The organism is Aequorivita viscosa (assembly GCF_900106795.1).
GTDB classification, from domain to species: Bacteria; Bacteroidota; Bacteroidia; order Flavobacteriales; family Flavobacteriaceae; genus Aequorivita; species Aequorivita viscosa.
In genome coordinates this window covers 36,655-53,882 of the sequence record NZ_FNNS01000014.1, presented here as the reverse complement: position 1 = coordinate 53,882, position 17,228 = coordinate 36,655, and the positions used below count along the sequence as shown (strand labels likewise).

Genomic DNA, 17,228 nt, shown 5'->3' with positions numbered 1-17,228 from the left:
CTGAGGGTTAGAATGCAGTAGAATGAAATGGGCTTTAGCCCAACCTTTAACCTTCTAATCTTTCAAACCCAAACCTTTTAATAAACTCATTATATTCCTGCTGATATGTCTTCTTTTGATGATGAGTTTCCTGATTTTCAATATACTTTCGAACTTTCCCAACCACCGACTCCGAAACGGAAACCGCGAAATACTCCTCTTGCCATTTGAATTTTAATCTTTCATTACCCAGAATATTTTCTTTATTAATCCAATGGGAGGATTCGCCTTTGAGCAATTGTGCGATTTGTTGGATTGTTTGATTTTTTCCAAGGGAGAAAAGGCAATGACAATGTTCTTTATGTCCATTTATCCTATCGATGAAGATTTCTTTTTCCTTTGCATTCCGACGGATATGTTGCCATACTTTTTGCCGAACCTCCAAGGCGGAAAGATATGGATGTCGATTTTTTGTATTCCAAACTAGATGGATATAGATTTTGACGTATGACATAATACAATGAGATTAGATTCCCAATAAATATAGGTGAAATTCAACTTTTAACCAATTTCTCTTTATAAGGTTATATGCGATGGGTGATTTAGGCTAAAGCCCTATTGAAGCGTTGGACTTTAGTCACCCCGGGCTAAAGCCACGGGGTTATTTGTACAACTTACGACGATTGATTACTTCTAACAGAGAATAACCCCCGCATTAACTGGGGACATAGATAGTCAATAAAGTGAATTGGAAGCAATCGTGAATTAAATATTTAGAAGAAACTAATGATTTAGGCTAAAGCCCTATTGAAGGGTTGAACTTTAGTGACCCCGGGCTAAAGCCACGAGATTATTCGTAGAACTAATGGCGATTGATTAAGTCTATCATCGAATAACCCGCGTATTAACTGGGGACATAGAAGGCCTATAAAGTGACTTAGAAGCAACTGTGAATTAAATATTTAGAAGAAAATAATGATTTAGGCTAAAGCCCTATTGAAGAGTTGTACTTTGGTCACCTCGAGCTAAAGCCACGGGGTTATTGGTAGAGCTAACGGCAATTGATTTAGTCTGTCATCGAATAACCCCCGCATTAACTGGGGACATAGATAGTCAATAAAGTGAATTGGAAGAAATTGTGAATTAAATATTTAGAAGAAAATAATGATTTAGGCTAAAGCCCATTGAAAGGCTGAGCTTCAGTGACCCCGGGCTAAAGCCGCGAGATTATTCGTAGAACTAACGGCGATTGATTAAGTCTGCCATCGAATAACTCCCTGCTTTAGCTGGGGGCCAAGAAAACCTGCAAACTGAGTGGGCTTTAGCCCAACTCTACTCATCCTCTTTATAAATCCCAACCACTAATTCTCCTTCCGAATTCATTGAAGCTCGATACATTCCCGCAGTATTAAATTCCATTGCCACGTTTCCGTCCTTATCAATAGCCACAATGCCGCCATCGCCACCTAGTGCTGGAACTTTTTTCTGAATAACTTCCCTTGCAGCATCTTGTAGCGTCATTCCTTTATATTCCATCAAAGCAGAAATGTCATAAGCCACCACGGAACGGATAAAAAACTCACCCCAACCAGTTGATGAAACCGCGGCAGTTGCGTTGTTTGCATAAGTTCCCGCTCCAATAATTGGCGCATCACCAATTCTATTCCATCGCTTATTTGTCATTCCGCCAGTTGAGGTTCCAGCGGCGAGATTTCCGTGTTTATCGAGAGCGGCGCAACCAACTGTTCCGAACTTTGAGTCTTTTATAAATGAATCTTCAAAAGAGATTGATTTTTCATTTTTACTTTGCTCCTTCCTCAGAACTCTCTTTAATGACTCATATCTATCACGAGTATAGAAATACGAAGTATCCATCATTTTGTAACCTAGTCTTCTTGCAAATTCTTCCGCACCTTCACCATAAAGCATTACGTGTTCACTTTTTTGCATTACGTCCCTGGCTAAATCTATTGGGTTTTTAATGCGCTTAACACCTGCAACTGCACCTGCATTCAGCGTTGCTCCATCCATAATGGAAGCATCGAGCTCATTTCTTTCTTCGTGTGTAAAAACAGCTCCTTTTCCTGCGTTAAAAAGTGGAGAATCTTCCAATACATTAATTGTATGTGTAACGGCTTCCAAAGAAGTTCCACCATTTTTTAAGATTTCGTGACCGACGGAAATGGCTTCTTTTAGCTTTGCCTTATAAGCAGCTTCAAGTGAGTCACTCATATTTTCTTTTAGAATAGTCCCTGCACCACCGTGAATTACAATTCCGAAGTTTTCTTCACTTTTAAGGGACTTTTCAGAAGTATTAGTGATTTCAGAAGTAGAGGCTTTGTCGTTTTTACATCCAAAGAGCAGAAGGATTGCAAAAATGTATGTTGCAATTTTTATCATAGCCATTCGTTTTTCATTTTAATCATTTTCCCGTATTTTTACTAATCTGATAAATATACAAACAATGGCAATCAAAAAACCTTTCAACCTAAATAAGTGGATCGAAGAAAACCGAGATAAACTAAAGCCACCCGTAGGCAATAAAAACCTATATGTAGATTCTGGCGATTATATCGTGATGATTGTCGCTGGTCCGAATGCTCGAAAGGATTACCATTACAACGAAACCGAAGAGCTTTTTTATCAGCTGGAAGGAAATATTCAAGTTGCAATTCAAGAAAATGGAGAAAAAAAGGTGATGGAATTAGGGCCAGGCGATATGTACTTACATCCTGGAAAAGTGCCACATTCTCCAGGAAGAAGTGAAGGCTCAATTGGTTTGGTTATTGAAAGAAAGCGAACAGACCTTGACGGAAAGGACGGCCTTTTATGGTTTTGCGACAATTGCAACAATAAACTATATGAAGTTTATTTTCCACTTAGTGATATAGAAAAAGACTTTCTGAAACATTTTAAACATTTCTATAACAGTAAAGAACTACGCACGTGCGATACATGTGGAACAATAATGGAAACCGACCCACGTTTTACAGTAGACTAATCCTTCCCTGACCCCTCTTGACAAGGGGAGGAAGCTATGTTTCTTACTCATTTTAGAGTAAAAGAAGGTTACGGCCTATTCATTTTTCATTCTTACCTTCATTCTGTACCTTTGCAGAATTATTAAAGGGAGGGAATATCCCATTTCTTTATTCACAAAAAATTTCATTTAAATATATATTTATGCAAGCAACTACGACTTCCTTCGGAATAGAAGAAGCATTGGAACAATTAGGAGTTAAAAAAACAAACTTAGGAACTTCCACTGGAAGCGAATGGTTTTCAAATGGAGAAGAAATTTCTTCCTATTCACCAGTAGATGGCGAATTGATTGGAAAAGTAACTGCTACTTCAAAAGAAGATTACGAAAAAGTAATGCAAACGGCTACTTCAGCTTTTAAAACCTGGAGAGTAAAGCCCGCACCGCAACGTGGTGAAATAGTTCGCCAATTTGGAGAGGAATTAAGAAGACTTAAAGAACCATTAGGAAAACTTGTTTCTTACGAAATGGGAAAAAGTTACCAAGAAGGTTTAGGCGAAGTACAGGAAATGATCGATATCTGCGATTTTGCAGTAGGTCTTTCACGTCAACTACACGGATTAACAATGCACAGTGAGCGTCCAGGACATAGAATGTACGAACAATATCACCCACTTGGAGTTGTTGGAATTATTTCAGCATTTAACTTCCCAGTGGCTGTTTGGGCTTGGAACACAGCATTGGCTTGGGTTTGTGGAGATGTTTGTGTTTGGAAACCTTCAGAAAAAACTCCATTAACCGGAATTGCTTGTCAAAATATTGCTGCAAAAGTTTTTGCTGATAACGATTTACCTGAAGGGATTTCTTGTTTAATAAATGGGGACTACAAAGTAGGTGAGCTAATGACCAATGATGGTAGAACCGCTTTAGTTTCTGCTACAGGATCTATCAGAATGGGGAAAATCGTTGCTCAAGCAGTTGCAAAAAGATTAGGAAAATCACTTCTTGAACTTGGAGGAAACAATGCAATTATCGTAACTCCAGATGCCGATATTAAAATGACAGTAATCGGTGCTGTTTTTGGTGCTGTTGGAACTGCGGGTCAGCGTTGTACTTCAACCAGAAGATTGATAATCCACGAAAGTATTTACGACAAAGTAAAAGATGCTGTTGTTGTTGCATATAAGCAATTGAAGATTGGAAACCCGTTGGATGAAAAAAATCACGTTGGGCCACTTATCGATAAAGACGCAGTAAAAAACTACCAAAATGCACTTGAAAAAGTTGTAGAAGAAGGTGGAAAAATTATTGTTGAAGGCGGTGTTCTTGAAGGTGAAGGTTATGAAAGCGGATGCTACGTTAAGCCAGCAATCGCTGAAGCCGAAAACAGTTATGAAATTGTTCAACACGAAACATTTGCTCCTGTATTATATATGATGAAGTATAGTGGAGATGTTGAAAACGCTATTGAACTTCAAAACGGAGTTGTACAAGGACTTTCTTCCGCAATTATGACCAACAATTTACGTGAAGCTGAACGTTTCCTTTCGGTTCAAGGATCTGATTGTGGAATTGCAAACGTAAACATCGGTACTTCTGGCGCTGAAATTGGAGGTGCTTTTGGAGGTGAAAAAGAAACAGGTGGCGGACGCGAAAGCGGAAGTGATGCTTGGAAAGTTTATATGAGAAGACAAACAAATACTATCAACTATACTACCGAGTTGCCATTGGCACAGGGAATCAAGTTTGATTTAGATTAATATTCTCTAAATATAAAACTAAACCCCAAAGATACTGTGTTCAAATCCTAATCATTTTTCAATTATTTAATTAATATCTTTGTTTTGCAAAAAGAAGGCTTCGTCCAATTCGTTGTACCGAAGTCTATCTACTGGGCGGAGTTTGACTCCGCCTTTTTTGTGGCAAAAAGAAGGCCCGTCCTTCATCGTTACCCGAAGTTTATCTTAACTGATAATCCACAATATATGGTTCATTTTTTTTCCACAATGTATATATCAAGATCAACAATTTGCGCATTACCGCTACGACTCCATGTTTTTTTACCGTACGGTTGTCATTTACGCGTTCATAGAAATCTCTCAAATTAATGTTATGGGTGGCGGCAGCCACGGCTGGCATATATAGAGCAGATCTGATGCGTGCATTACCTTTTTTTGATATCCTGGCCTTCCCTTTGTACTTCCCGGATTCCTTGTCCACTACGTCCAGCCCCGCGTAGCTGACCAACTGGCGGATATTGGTGAAGAGCAAAAAGCCGTTTACCTCGGATATCACTTTAATTATCGTGATGAACCCCAGTCCCTTTACCGTTTCAATGTTTTGGATCTTCTTATAGAGCTGATCATCTGCTTTTATTTGCTTTTTCAGTTCTTTCTCGATGATATCCAACTGTTTTTTATAAAAGGAGATCATCTGTTTTTTAAGTGTTATTACTTTTTTATAGGTCTTATGTGCGTGATCCATTGCGTGAAGCTGGGACTTGGCGGCCGTGATCTCTTTCTTGAGACTGGTGTGCTCTCTTGATAGGTCTCTTATGACCCTGAACTCCTTGCTTGGAGGCGTCCATAAGTCTGATGCACCCAGTGTCTTTTCCATCCCAAAAGCAGCAATCATTTTTGAGTCGACCTTGTCCGTCTTTGTTTTCAGATTGTTGCTCTTGGCAAAGTAAGCTAGCTTTTGCGCCAACTGTACACTTACTTTCTGGTCGTTCTCATAGAGAAAGTAGGCCAGGTTCTCATAATATACACCCGTGGCCTCCATCACATAAATAGGCTGTGGAGCCACGTCCTTTTCACGTTTTTCACACCACGAAAGGAACTCTTCCATGCCCTTGGGGCTGTTTTTAAATGACTTGGTCCCTTTGATGGCAATATGCTCATGTTGATCCTTCACTTGATAACAGGCAAAGAAACTTTCCATTCCTATATCAATACCTACTACTTGTTTCACTACTTTTGGTTGTACCATTATTCTTGTGTTAGGTTATAAAGAATAAGGATTTTTCCCACCGTCTTTCCTCTTAGCTGATACGAAATCCAAGCATATAGCCGTGGTTTCTCAATACTGTTGTGACTCTTGGAAAAATACAGGAAAAGGTTGTTATCTTTGGGTGGACATACAAGATTATGTTGTCTAGGTTTTAAAGCCAACCCTTCCCTGTTCTTATTCAGTAAATTTAAAAGCCTAAAATAATTGTATTTTTGGATACGTATTCAGAAATCAAACATAAGAGGTTTTTAAAACCCTTGGGGTTTTTTCATTTAAAATCAAAATGCTAATTCCACCAACAGCGGACAATGGTCACTGTGTTTAGCCTCTGGCAAAATAACAGCACGATTTAAATTATCTTTTAAAGGTTCCGAAACCAGATTGTAATCTATTCTCCATCCTTTGTTGTTGTTTCTTGAATTGGCACGATAGCTCCACCACGTATATTGATGCGGTTCTTTGTTGAAATGCCTAAAACTGTCGATAAAGCCGCTTTTCATAAACCCATCCAACCATTCTCTTTCTACAGGTAAAAATCCTGAAACATTAGCATTTCTAATAGGGTCGTGAATGTCAATAGCTTGGTGACAAATGTTATAATCACCACAAATCACGAGATTTGGAATTTTTACTTTCAACGTGTCAATATATTCCTGAAAATCGTCCATATAGGAAAACTTGAACTCAAGCCGATTTATATTCGTACCACTTGGCATATACAGACTCATTACTGAAAAATTTTCGAAATCTGCTCGAATGTTTCTTCCTTCAAAATCCATATAATCGATGCCAGTACCGTATTCCACATGATCAGGTTCAATTTTTGAAAGAATTGCAACGCCACTGTAGCCTTTTTTCTGTGCACTATACCAATAATGATATGGATATCCTGCTTTTTCAATTTCCTCAATATCAACCTGTTCAAAATTGGCTTTTATTTCCTGAAGACAAATTATATCTGGGTTAGCAGCTTTGAGCCATTCTATAAATCCCTTTCGCATTGCTGCTCGAATTCCATTTACATTATATGAGATTATTTTTATATCGTTCTGTTGCAAATCGACTTTTTTTAATTGATTTAATAAAAGACGACAAGTTAAAAATCTAAACCGCTATATACAACTTGTACCTTAATTCTTTATTGGTTTATTTACATTTGAAAGAATTCTATTTTGGTGGGAAAAAGAGTGTTTATTCACACTAATCAATACACAAAAGTTTTTCACAAAATAAAATAGGAAGTGTTAAGTTGTATAGTTGATGAAGTACCGACTGCTTGTTTTCTTCTTTTTTTTCACCGCTATTGGGTTTGCGCAGGATGTGACTTCAAATTATCGAGTGAAAAAAGTAGCCGTACGCGATACTGTAGTGTTAGACAGTTCTGGAATTAACCCACAACGGTTCATAATACTCGACAAAAATGGAAACGCCCCCAACCCTTTTAGTTATCGTATCGATTTTAAAAAAGGAGTTGTCATTTTCTCAGAAGAGTTACAGCAACAACAGGACTCAATTACAATTGAATATTTGCAATACCCTTCTTTTTTAACCCGCGATTATTTTACGCTCGATTCAAAAATCATTGTTGAAAACACCGGGAGAATGGACAAGTTGTATTCGCTTCAAGAATCTACAAACGTCAATACCTTCACTCCGTTTGACGGCTTAAACACTTCTGGAAGCATCTCGCGAGGCATCACTATTGGGAATAACCAAAATGCGGTGGTCAACAGTGAACTGGATCTTCAAATTACTGGAAAATTGAGCGATAAAGTTTCTATTCGTGCCTCAATTCAAGACGCGAACATTCCCGCACAGGAAAGTGGATATTCGCAGAGTTTAAATGAATTTGATCAGATTTTTATTGAACTTTTTGGCGACACTTGGAATATCCGGGCAGGCGATATCGATCTGGAAAATAAAGGAAGTTATTTTGGACGGTTCACTAAAAAAGTACAGGGTATTTCGTTGAGCGGAACGTTTAATAATGCAGATGGTTCAAAAATTTCTGCTTTTGCCTCTGGAGCTTTGGTTAAAGGCGTTTTTGCAAAGAGTGAATTTGTGGGGCAAGAAGGAAACCAAGGCCCTTACAAACTCGTTGGCCCGAATGGCGAACTTTACATCCTGGTTGTATCGGGAAGTGAGCGGGTTTACGTCAACGGACTTTTACTGAAACGTGGTGAAAACGAAGACTATGAAATTGATTACAATGCGGGCGAGATTAGGTTCAACCCAACATATCCCATAACAGCCAATATGCGTATTTCTGTGGAATACCAATTTACAGATCGCAGTTACACACGTTTTATTGGTTACGGCGGAGGAAATTATTCAAGCGGGAAATTAGATTTGGGCGTCTATGTATATTCTGAAAGTGATGCCAAAAACCAACCTTTGCAACAAAGTTTAACAGAAGAACAAGTAGCCATTCTAAAAGCAGCAGGAGACGATAAGGATGCCATGATGGCTCCTTCGGCTGTTCCCGATGTGTATTCTGAAAATAAAATTCTCTATAAAAAGATTATTATCAACGGGCAAGAAGTTTTTGCTTATTCAAACAATCCTGATGATGAACTTTTTAACGTACGCTTCACTTTATTAGGCAACAATAGCGGTAATTATGTCATCAGTAACCAAAGTGCGATTAACCGAATTTATGAATACGTACCGCCAATAAATGGAGTTAAGCAAGGAAATTACGAACCAGTTATCAGGTTGAATGCGCCAGAAAAAATTCAAGTTGGTGGTTTGAATGGAAGTTACCATCCTTCTGAAAAAACAAAAATAGATTTTGAAATTGCAGGAAGTAATAACGATCGTAATCTTTTTAGCGATTTAGATAATAATGATAACGATGGCTTTGCTGGCCGATTGGCTATTAAACAGCGAGTTTTAACAACCACCGACACCTTAAAAATAGAAGCATTAGGAGCTTTGGATTATGTTCAAAAGGATTTTAGAACTATTGAAAGGCTCTATAACGTTGAGTTCAACCGAGATTGGAACTTGACTAATCCATTGGGAAACCAAAGTTTTATAGTTTCTGGAGTTGAGGTTTCGCATCCCAAAATTGGTGGCGGACGCTATGAGTTTCAGAATTTAAATTTTTCTGAAAACTTTAATGGCTCACGACATTTAATAGCTTCAGAACTAAAACTTAAAAAACTCAAATTCATCACCTATGGAAGTTTGCTGAATAGTAAAGCAGATTCCATTTCTTCAAAATTTTATCGTCTTAACAATACATCTTCTTATTCCTTCGAAAAATCTTGGCTTGGAGGAAAGATTGCACTAGAAGACAACCGCATTATGGATGTAGCCCGAGACAGTATTTCCATCGCGAGCCAGAAATTTAGTTCGTATGAAGTGTTTTCAGGAATTGGGGACAGTACGAATGTATTTGTAGAATTAGGATATCAATTTCGGGTGAACGATAGTGTTCGGAATAAAAAATTACAAAAGGTGAATTCATCCAATACCTTTTTCTTGAAGTCGCGATTAATTAATTCTGAAAACACGCAGTTATCGGCTTTTGCCAACTATCGGACTGTAAAATACGAACCGTTTTCAAGAAGAACAATAAGTATAGACTCCACAATTCAGGATGAGTTAGTGTCTAGAGAAACTGAAAAATCGCTCAATTCCCGAATTTTATACAATCAAATGTTTTTTGATGGGGGAGTCCGTTGGAATACGACTTTAGAATCAAACAACGGGGTAATTGCGCAACAGGAATACACCTATGTAAAAACCGATCCAGGGCAGGGAATTTATATGTGGATAGACTATAATAACAACGGAATTCAGGAGCTAGAAGAGTTTGAAGTGGCACAATTTCAAGATCAGGCGGAGTACATTCGCGTGTTATTACCAAATCAGGTGTTTTTGAAAATCCGTCAGAATAAGTTTAGTCAAATCCTGACCTTAAATCCGCAAGCGTGGTCGAATAAGGAAGGGTTCCGAAAACTGCTTTCACATTTTTACAATCAGACTTCCTACATTTTGGATCGAAAAGTGAAGCGGAAAAACGACGGTTTCAATATAAATCCGTTTAAGGATGGAGGCGATGATCAACTTGGCTTGACGCTGAATTTCAGAAATGCGCTATTCTTTAATCGGGGAAAACAATACTTTACAACCAGTTATACTTATATAGCTACTTCCGCCGACAATTTACTAACTATTGGTCTACAAAAGAATAATTTGGAGAGCCACCAGTTAAATTTCAGCCATAAATTCTGGGAAGCATGGTTGTTCAACTTCAAAGGAGCTAAAGGATTTAATGAAAGCCTATCTGAAAACTTTGAGAGCCGGAACTACTTTTTAGAATCGTATGAGTTAAATCCAAAAATTTCATATTTACTCAACCGACAAACCCGTTTTGATGTGTTTTTCAATTTTAAGAATAACGACAATCAACTTGGAGATCAAGAAAAGTTGAAGCAACAAACTCTTGGGTTTTCATTTGCGTATTCCAATGCGGAAAAGGTATCAATCAATGGAGAGTTTAATTATATCAACAACAAATTTTCGGGTAGTGCGTATTCTCCCGTTGCCTACCAAATGCTCGAAGGATTGCAGCCAGGCACTAACTTTACGTGGCGGGCGCTTTTACAAAAACGAATTACGAAATACCTAGACGCCAATCTATCGTATAATGGAAGAAAAAGTGAAACTACCAAAACTGTACACACAGGTAGTGTACAGTTGCGGGCATATTTTTAACTTGCTAAAGATGTAAAATTTCTTGTTATCGTCTTTTAAAGCTGCAAAACAGAAAATTCTGTGTAGTATCAAAGGGTGTTGTATGATCTTCGGTAAAGCATTTTATTTTTTCGAAGTCATTTTTTAAAAATTGCGACAAGGAATCTTCAGAATATTGTTGAATATCAAGCCCGCTACATTTTTTTGGCCCATTTTCCGAAAAAGTTCCCAAAACCAAATACCCATTCACATTGTTTCGAATTATTTCTAGATACTTCTCTTTCTGTTTAGGTGAAGTAAGAAAGTGAAAAGCAGCTCGGTCGTGCCAGAGATCAAATTTTTTTTGAGGTTTAAAATCTGAGATATCGCTAACTATCCAGTCAACCAATTCGGCCTTTTCTCCTAAACGCAATTTGGCTCTCTCGAGTGCCTTAGAAGAAATATCCAATACAGAAATGTTTGTGAATCCAGCATCAAGTAAAAAATCGACCAACTTACTATCGCCACCACCAACGTCAATAATGCTTGCATTATTTGGTAAATTGAAGGAAGTGATAAAATCCAATGATGTTTTTGGTAGATTTTGTGTCCAGCTAACTTCGCTAGGTGCTTTCGTTTCATAAACAGTTTCCCAGTGGTTCTTTTGGCTTGGTAGCATTTTTTGTTGAATTTAAAATGAATTATCAGACAAGAAAATCAATTCGATAAAATTAATCAAAAAACAAATGACTTTATAGGGCTTAAAGCGGTTGTTTTGGAGCTTACTAAGGTTACGGTATTTAAACTAATTCTAAATAGATTCAAACAGATAAGAATGTTTGGCAACATGCGGTTTGAAGTGTATTTTTGTACAACTATTCTCGAAATAAAATAATAATGGCAATACTAACCTCTTCAATTGCACGAAAAGTAGCGATGGCTCTTTCGGGCTTGTTTCTCGTCATTTTCTTGGCGCAACATTTCATCATTAATTTAACTTCGGTTATTGATCCTGAAACTTTTAATAGCTTGTCTCATTTTATGGGGCACAACTTCTTTGTTCAATTTCTTGCTCAACCGCTTTTAATTTTTGGAGTTATTTTCCATTTTATAATGGGCTTTGTTCTTGAAATAAGAAACCGTGGTGCCCGGAGCATAAAATATCAGTCTTTTAAAGGCAATGAAAACTCAACTTGGGCTTCGCGAAATATGATCATTAGTGGTGCTGTGATTTTAGCATTTTTAGGACTTCACTTCTATGACTTTTGGTTTCCAGAAATAGTACACAAATACATTGAGAGCCATCCAATCGACGAAACACGTTATTACACCGAGTTGCTTCAAAAATTTGAAAGTCCAATACGAACAGCTTTGTATAGCCTTTCATTTGTATTGTTAGCGCTTCACCTTTGGCACGGCTTTTCTTCGTCTTTCCAAAGTATGGGTTGGAACAATAAGTATTCTAAAGCATTACAAGGTTTCACGAAGTTTTACGCAATATTCATTCCTTTAGGATTCGTTTTTATTGCGATTTATTTACACCTTAATCAATAATCACCACGAAATTTAACGCTATGTCAATATTAGATTCAAAAATCCCAAAAGGACCCTTAGCAGATAAGTGGACAAAACATAAAAACGATGTAAACCTTGTTAACCCAGCCAACAAACGTAACATCGACGTAATTGTAGTTGGAACAGGTCTTGCAGGTGGTAGTGCCGCGGCAACTCTTGCGGAATTAGGCTATAACGTAAAAACATTTTGCTACCAAGATTCTCCTCGTCGCGCACACTCAATCGCAGCGCAAGGAGGTATTAACGCAGCAAAAAACTATCAAGGCGATGGTGACTCAAATTACCGTTTATTTTACGATACTGTAAAAGGTGGCGATTATCGCTCTCGTGAAGCAAACGTGTATCGCCTTGCCGAAGTATCGGCAAACATTATAGACCAATGCGTAGCACAAGGTGTTCCTTTTGCTCGTGAGTACGGAGGTATGTTAGACAACCGTTCTTTCGGTGGTGTATTAGTTTCACGTACTTTTTATGCGAAAGGCCAAACAGGACAACAACTATTACTTGGCGCATATTCAGCAATGAACCGCCAGATAAATAGAGGAAAAATTATTCCTTACAACCGTCACGAAATGCTAGATTTAGTAATCGTTGATGGAAAAGCAAGAGGTATCATTGCTCGCGATTTAGTTTCAGGTGAAATTGAAAGGCATTCCGCACACGCTGTGGTTATTGCATCGGGTGGATATGGCAATGTGTTTTTCCTTTCTACAAATGCAATGGGAAGCAACGCAACTGCTGCCTGGAAAGTCCATAAAAGAGGTGCTTACTTCGCAAACCCTTGTTATACACAAATTCACCCTACTTGTATTCCAGTCTCGGGAGAACACCAAAGTAAGCTAACTTTAATGTCTGAATCGTTACGAAATGATGGAAGAATTTGGGTTCCGAAGAAAAAAGAAGACGCAATAGCTATTCGTGAAGGAAAGAAAAAAGCAAAAGATCTTTCTGAAGAAGAACGCGATTATTACCTAGAAAGAAGATACCCTTCATTTGGTAACTTAGTACCTCGTGACGTTGCTTCCAGAGCCGCTAAAGAACGCTGCGACGCTGGGTTTGGTGTAAATAAAACAGGTCAAGCTGTATTCCTAGACTTTGCCAGCGCCATTGAACGTTATGGAAAAGAGCAAGCGGCAATGCACGGAAATTACAATCCATCTAAAGAAGAAATCACAAAACTTGGAAAAGAGGTTATCGAGAACAAATACGGAAACCTTTTCCAGATGTACGAGAAAATCGTAGATGAAAATCCATACGAAAGCCCCATGATGATTTACCCAGCTGTACACTATACAATGGGTGGTATTTGGGTAGATTACAACTTACAGTCAACAATCCCGGGTTGTTATGTTACAGGTGAAGCCAACTTTAGCGATCACGGTGCAAACCGACTAGGTGCTTCGGCTTTAATGCAAGGATTGGCAGATGGATATTTTGTGTTACCATACACCATTGGTGACTACTTATCTAAAGACATTAAGACTGGAAAAATACCAACAGACTCTAAAGAGTTTGTAGAAGCCGAAAACAAGGTTCGCGAGCAGTTAGAGAAGTTATTGAACAACAAAGGAACCCATTCTGTAGATCATTTCCATAAAAAATTGGGCCATATTATGTGGGACAAATGCGGAATGGCTCGTAATGCAAAAGATTTAGCGTCTGCAATGACAGAAATTAGAGCTTTACGTGAAGAATTTTGGCGAGACGTAAAAGTTCCTGGCGACATGAATGAAATGAACCCTGAGCTTGAAAAGGCAATGCGTGTTGCAGATTTCCTTGAATTGGGCGAACTGTTTGCAAAAGATGCACTACACAGAAACGAAAGCTGTGGCGGCCACTTCCGTGAAGAGTATCAAACAGAAGAAGGTGAAGCCTTACGCGACGACGAAAACTTTATGTACGTCGCCGCTTGGGAATACACTGGAGATCCAGCAACAGAAATACTTCACAAAGAAGAGTTGAAGTATGAGAATATTGAAGTTAAATCGAGATCATATAAATAGACTATGAAATGCCCACAACAATTTTCTAATAAAACGAAGATGAATATTTGGGGCATTCCATCTTCCGCTTTATCAAATATATTATAAAGATGAAACTTACACTCAAAATCTGGAGACAGAAAAATAACAAAGCAAAAGGAGAGTTAAAAACATATCCTATTGATGGTATAGAAGGTGACATGTCTTTCTTGGAGATGCTCGACGTTCTTAACGAAGAATTAATCAATAAAGGAGACGAACCTGTCGTTTTTGATCACGATTGCCGCGAAGGAATTTGTGGTTCCTGTTCACTTCAAATCAACGGTGAACCTCACGGACCAGATAGATTGGTTACCACTTGCCAACTACACATGCGAATGTTCAAAGATGGTGACACAATTACAATTGAACCATTTCGCGCAAATGCATTTCCTGTAATTAAGGATTTAATGGTAGATAGATCCTCGTTTGAAAGAATTCAGCAGGCAGGCGGTTATGTTTCTGTGAACACTTCAGGAAATACTATTGATGCAAATGCTATTCCAGTTAATAAACAAGACGCAGACGACTCATTTAACGCAGCAACTTGTATTGGTTGCGGTGCTTGTGTAGCAGCTTGTAAAAACGCCAGTGCAATGTTATTTACTGCCGCTAAAGTAAGTCAGTTTGCCTTATTACCACAAGGTAAAGTTGAAGCTACTGAACGTGTCTTGAATATGGTTGCGCAAATGGACAAAGAAGGTTTTGGAAACTGTACAAACACTGGAGCTTGCGAAATTGAATGTCCAAAAGGTATTTCATTAGAGAATATTGCCAGAATGAACCGCGAATACTTAAGCGCGAGTTTGAAAGGTTAATATTTCAGACTGTTAGTCTAAAATTTTGAAACCCTTGCATTTGATGCAGGGGTTTTTTGTTGGCAGGAAAATTGCAATTATAATATGAAATAACAGGTATTGATGAAATTGATTTCATTAAAAATACGTTATAGTATTGTATATCCGCTTTTTGCCATACAAGTAAAAAAGTCTGCGAGTATCTGCGAGATCAGCGGGAACCAAAAATCTGAGAATGCGAAAGATATCCCACAGATTACGGTGATTAACGCCGAATAAAAAAAGTATTTACTATTTGAGACTACATATAAAAGTTGTTATAATGTCACAATTCACAGCATTATGATGTGTTGCGGACAATCAATTATAGTATAATCAATGGTGATTCTCAAAGAAAAAAAATATTTAATTGTCCTTCTTATTTCGGTATTCTTCTACGCTGAAATGAGGGGGCAATCTCGTAATATAATCGGAACATATACTCCCCCGAAAGCTAAGACTGTAAAAAAGAAAAAGAGTAAAGCAAATCCTATTGCGAATTTGGCGAAGTCAATTACAGTCAACTCTCATTCAGACTCTGAAAAGGTATATGCCATTTATAGATGGATTGCCGCTAACATTCGTTACGACACGGAATTGCGCTTTAGCAAGAAACTTCAGAAAAAAATTTATATTTCTGAAGAAAACGTGGTTGAAAATGTTTTAGATCGGAGAATGGCACTGTGCGGAGGATATGCTTTTTTATTTCGGGATTTGTGTGAGAGCATAAATATTCCAGTAGCGGTGATTAACGGATTTACAAAAGCGATTGAGGGACAGCCTAAGAATTACAAACAACCCAACCACACATGGAATGCTGTAAAACTAAACGGAAAATGGCAATTGCTAGATATAACTTGTGCCATAAGTCATGGAAATGGTAAAGCTCCAGACGATTTTTGGATTCTAACACGCCCTGAAAATTTTATTTATTCTCATTATCCCGAAAATCCCCGATGGACACTTTTAAATAGTCGCATTTCATTCACAGACTTTAAGAAGCGCTAGATTGTAAACGGATTAATGGTTACTTAGTTGCGGTGCTATAACAATCCTAAAAACAAAAAACCTCCACATTGCTGTGAAGGTTTTCAAATTTTACACAAGATGTACTACTAAGCCTTAGCGTTTGGAACGATTGAAACGTAGCTCTTGTTATCCCTCTTTTTAGTGAATTTCACTACACCGTCCACTTGAGCGTGTAATGTGTGATCTTTTCCACCGTATACGTTTTCACCTGGGTGATGCGTATTTCCTCTTTGTCTTACAATGATATTTCCAGCAACAGCAGCTTGTCCACCAAAAATTTTAACGCCTAGACGTTTCGATTCTGATTCTCTACCGTTCTTAGAACTACCAACTCCTTTTTTGTGAGCCATTTTGTTTCGGTTTTAAATATTATACTTCAGTAAGATTATTTTTCAATCCCACCGTCTAATCTGTCTTGCAATTCCTTTAGCTCGTCCCACTTACCATCAGCAGCTAATTGTGCTTGTTTTGGCCAAGTATCGGTAACCAAATGAGCCAAATTTGAACTTGCATCAGAAAGAATTGTTGAAATAGCTTCTGGTTTTGCTTTTGCAACTTTAGCAAAAGTATCCAATCCAGCAGCCACCATAGCTTCAGCAGCTTTTGGTCCAACACCTTCAATCTTTTTAAGATCGTCTGCTTTAGCGGCTTTTTTAGGAGCTGCTTTTTTTGCAGGTGCCTTTTTAGCCTCTTCTTTTTTAGCAGGTGTAGCACCAGAGGCTACAATGCTTTCAATTACGATTTCAGAAAGGGCCTGACGGTGTCCGTTTTTAACACGGTATCCTTTACGGCGTTTCTTTTTGAAAACTATAACTTTGTCACCTTTAAGGTGCTTTACGACTTTTGCTCCTATTTGAGCGCCGTTTATAGCCGGGGCGCCAATGGTAATATTGTCTCCGTCACCAATAAGAAGTACATTGTCAAAAGACACTGATTTACCCTCTTCTACTGGTAAACGATTAACAAAAACCTTTTGGTCTTTCGCAACTTTTATTTGCTGCCCTGCTATCTCTACAATTGCGTACATAGCGAATCGTTTATAAATTAGTTAAACATTATACTCTTACCGTCAAGTAAAAGCGGGTGCAAATATAGTTTTTTTAAGCTAAACAACAA

14 protein-coding genes are annotated in these 17,228 nt (G+C 38.1%); 7 read left to right on the top strand and 7 right to left on the bottom strand.

The window, feature by feature from the left end; translation table 11 throughout:
- Positions 1-46 precede the first annotated feature (46 nt).
- Positions 47-493, bottom strand: coding sequence for an IS200/IS605 family transposase (gene tnpA, locus BLW28_RS09525; RefSeq protein WP_092842562.1), 447 nt, complete (start codon positions 491-493; stop codon positions 47-49).
- An 818-nt stretch (positions 494-1,311) separates the two neighbouring features.
- On the bottom strand, positions 1,312-2,379 hold the full coding sequence (locus tag BLW28_RS09520; protein ID WP_073218462.1) for an isoaspartyl peptidase/L-asparaginase family protein: 1,068 nt from the start codon (positions 2,377-2,379) through the stop codon (positions 1,312-1,314).
- A 64-nt stretch (positions 2,380-2,443) separates the two neighbouring features.
- On the opposite strand from BLW28_RS09520, the gene BLW28_RS09515 reads away from it, so the two are divergent.
- Both BLW28_RS09515 and amaB read left to right on the top strand, forming a co-directional pair.
- Positions 2,444-2,980 (top strand): 3-hydroxyanthranilate 3,4-dioxygenase, encoded by a 537-nt coding sequence (locus BLW28_RS09515; RefSeq protein WP_073218340.1) that lies wholly within the window; start codon positions 2,444-2,446, stop codon positions 2,978-2,980.
- Positions 2,981-3,162: 182 nt separating this feature from the next.
- A complete protein-coding gene (gene amaB / locus BLW28_RS09510; protein ID WP_073218343.1) occupies positions 3,163-4,719 on the top strand; it encodes an L-piperidine-6-carboxylate dehydrogenase in 1,557 nt (518 codons plus the stop codon).
- Between the two features lie 199 nt (positions 4,720-4,918).
- On the opposite strand, the gene BLW28_RS09505 is transcribed toward amaB, so the two are convergent.
- Together BLW28_RS09505 and BLW28_RS09500 are read right to left on the bottom strand one after the other, a co-directional pair.
- Positions 4,919-5,947, bottom strand: a complete 1,029-nt coding sequence (locus BLW28_RS09505) for an IS110 family RNA-guided transposase (protein WP_073218346.1) — start codon at positions 5,945-5,947, stop codon at positions 4,919-4,921.
- A 299-nt stretch (positions 5,948-6,246) separates the two neighbouring features.
- Positions 6,247-7,011 (bottom strand): exodeoxyribonuclease III, encoded by a 765-nt coding sequence (locus BLW28_RS09500; protein ID WP_073218465.1) that lies wholly within the window; start codon positions 7,009-7,011, stop codon positions 6,247-6,249.
- Between the two features lie 217 nt (positions 7,012-7,228).
- Between BLW28_RS09500 and BLW28_RS09495 the strand changes: the two genes are divergently transcribed.
- The gene (locus BLW28_RS09495; protein WP_073218351.1) at positions 7,229-10,693 is read left to right on the top strand and encodes a hypothetical protein; all 3,465 of its coding nucleotides are present in this window, start codon (positions 7,229-7,231) and stop codon (positions 10,691-10,693) included.
- Between the two features lie 25 nt (positions 10,694-10,718).
- Here BLW28_RS09495 and BLW28_RS09490 read toward each other — a convergent pair whose 3' ends face one another.
- The gene (locus BLW28_RS09490) at positions 10,719-11,330 is read right to left on the bottom strand and encodes a class I SAM-dependent methyltransferase (protein WP_073218353.1); all 612 of its coding nucleotides are present in this window, start codon (positions 11,328-11,330) and stop codon (positions 10,719-10,721) included.
- A 218-nt stretch (positions 11,331-11,548) separates the two neighbouring features.
- Between BLW28_RS09490 and BLW28_RS09485 the strand changes: the two genes are divergently transcribed.
- The 4 genes from BLW28_RS09485 (at position 11,549) to BLW28_RS09470 (ending at position 16,091) form a co-directional block, all read left to right on the top strand.
- Entirely contained in the window at positions 11,549-12,205 is a 657-nt protein-coding gene (locus tag BLW28_RS09485) for a succinate dehydrogenase cytochrome b subunit (protein WP_073218356.1), read from the top strand.
- Between the two features lie 20 nt (positions 12,206-12,225).
- Positions 12,226-14,229, top strand: coding sequence for a fumarate reductase/succinate dehydrogenase flavoprotein subunit (locus BLW28_RS09480; RefSeq protein ID WP_073218359.1), 2,004 nt, complete (start codon positions 12,226-12,228; stop codon positions 14,227-14,229).
- An 89-nt stretch (positions 14,230-14,318) separates the two neighbouring features.
- Positions 14,319-15,065, top strand: a complete 747-nt coding sequence (locus tag BLW28_RS09475) for a succinate dehydrogenase/fumarate reductase iron-sulfur subunit (protein ID WP_073218362.1) — start codon at positions 14,319-14,321, stop codon at positions 15,063-15,065.
- 357 nt (positions 15,066-15,422) lie between these two features.
- A complete protein-coding gene (locus tag BLW28_RS09470; RefSeq protein WP_073218365.1) occupies positions 15,423-16,091 on the top strand; it encodes a transglutaminase domain-containing protein in 669 nt (222 codons plus the stop codon).
- A 107-nt stretch (positions 16,092-16,198) separates the two neighbouring features.
- Here the strand turns inward: BLW28_RS09470 and rpmA are convergent, their stop codons facing one another.
- Together rpmA and rplU are read right to left on the bottom strand one after the other, a co-directional pair.
- Entirely contained in the window at positions 16,199-16,462 is a 264-nt protein-coding gene (gene rpmA, locus BLW28_RS09465) for a 50S ribosomal protein L27 (protein ID WP_073218368.1), read from the bottom strand.
- A 35-nt stretch (positions 16,463-16,497) separates the two neighbouring features.
- A complete protein-coding gene (gene rplU, locus BLW28_RS09460) occupies positions 16,498-17,139 on the bottom strand; it encodes a 50S ribosomal protein L21 (RefSeq protein ID WP_073218371.1) in 642 nt (213 codons plus the stop codon).
- Positions 17,140-17,228 lie beyond the last annotated feature (89 nt).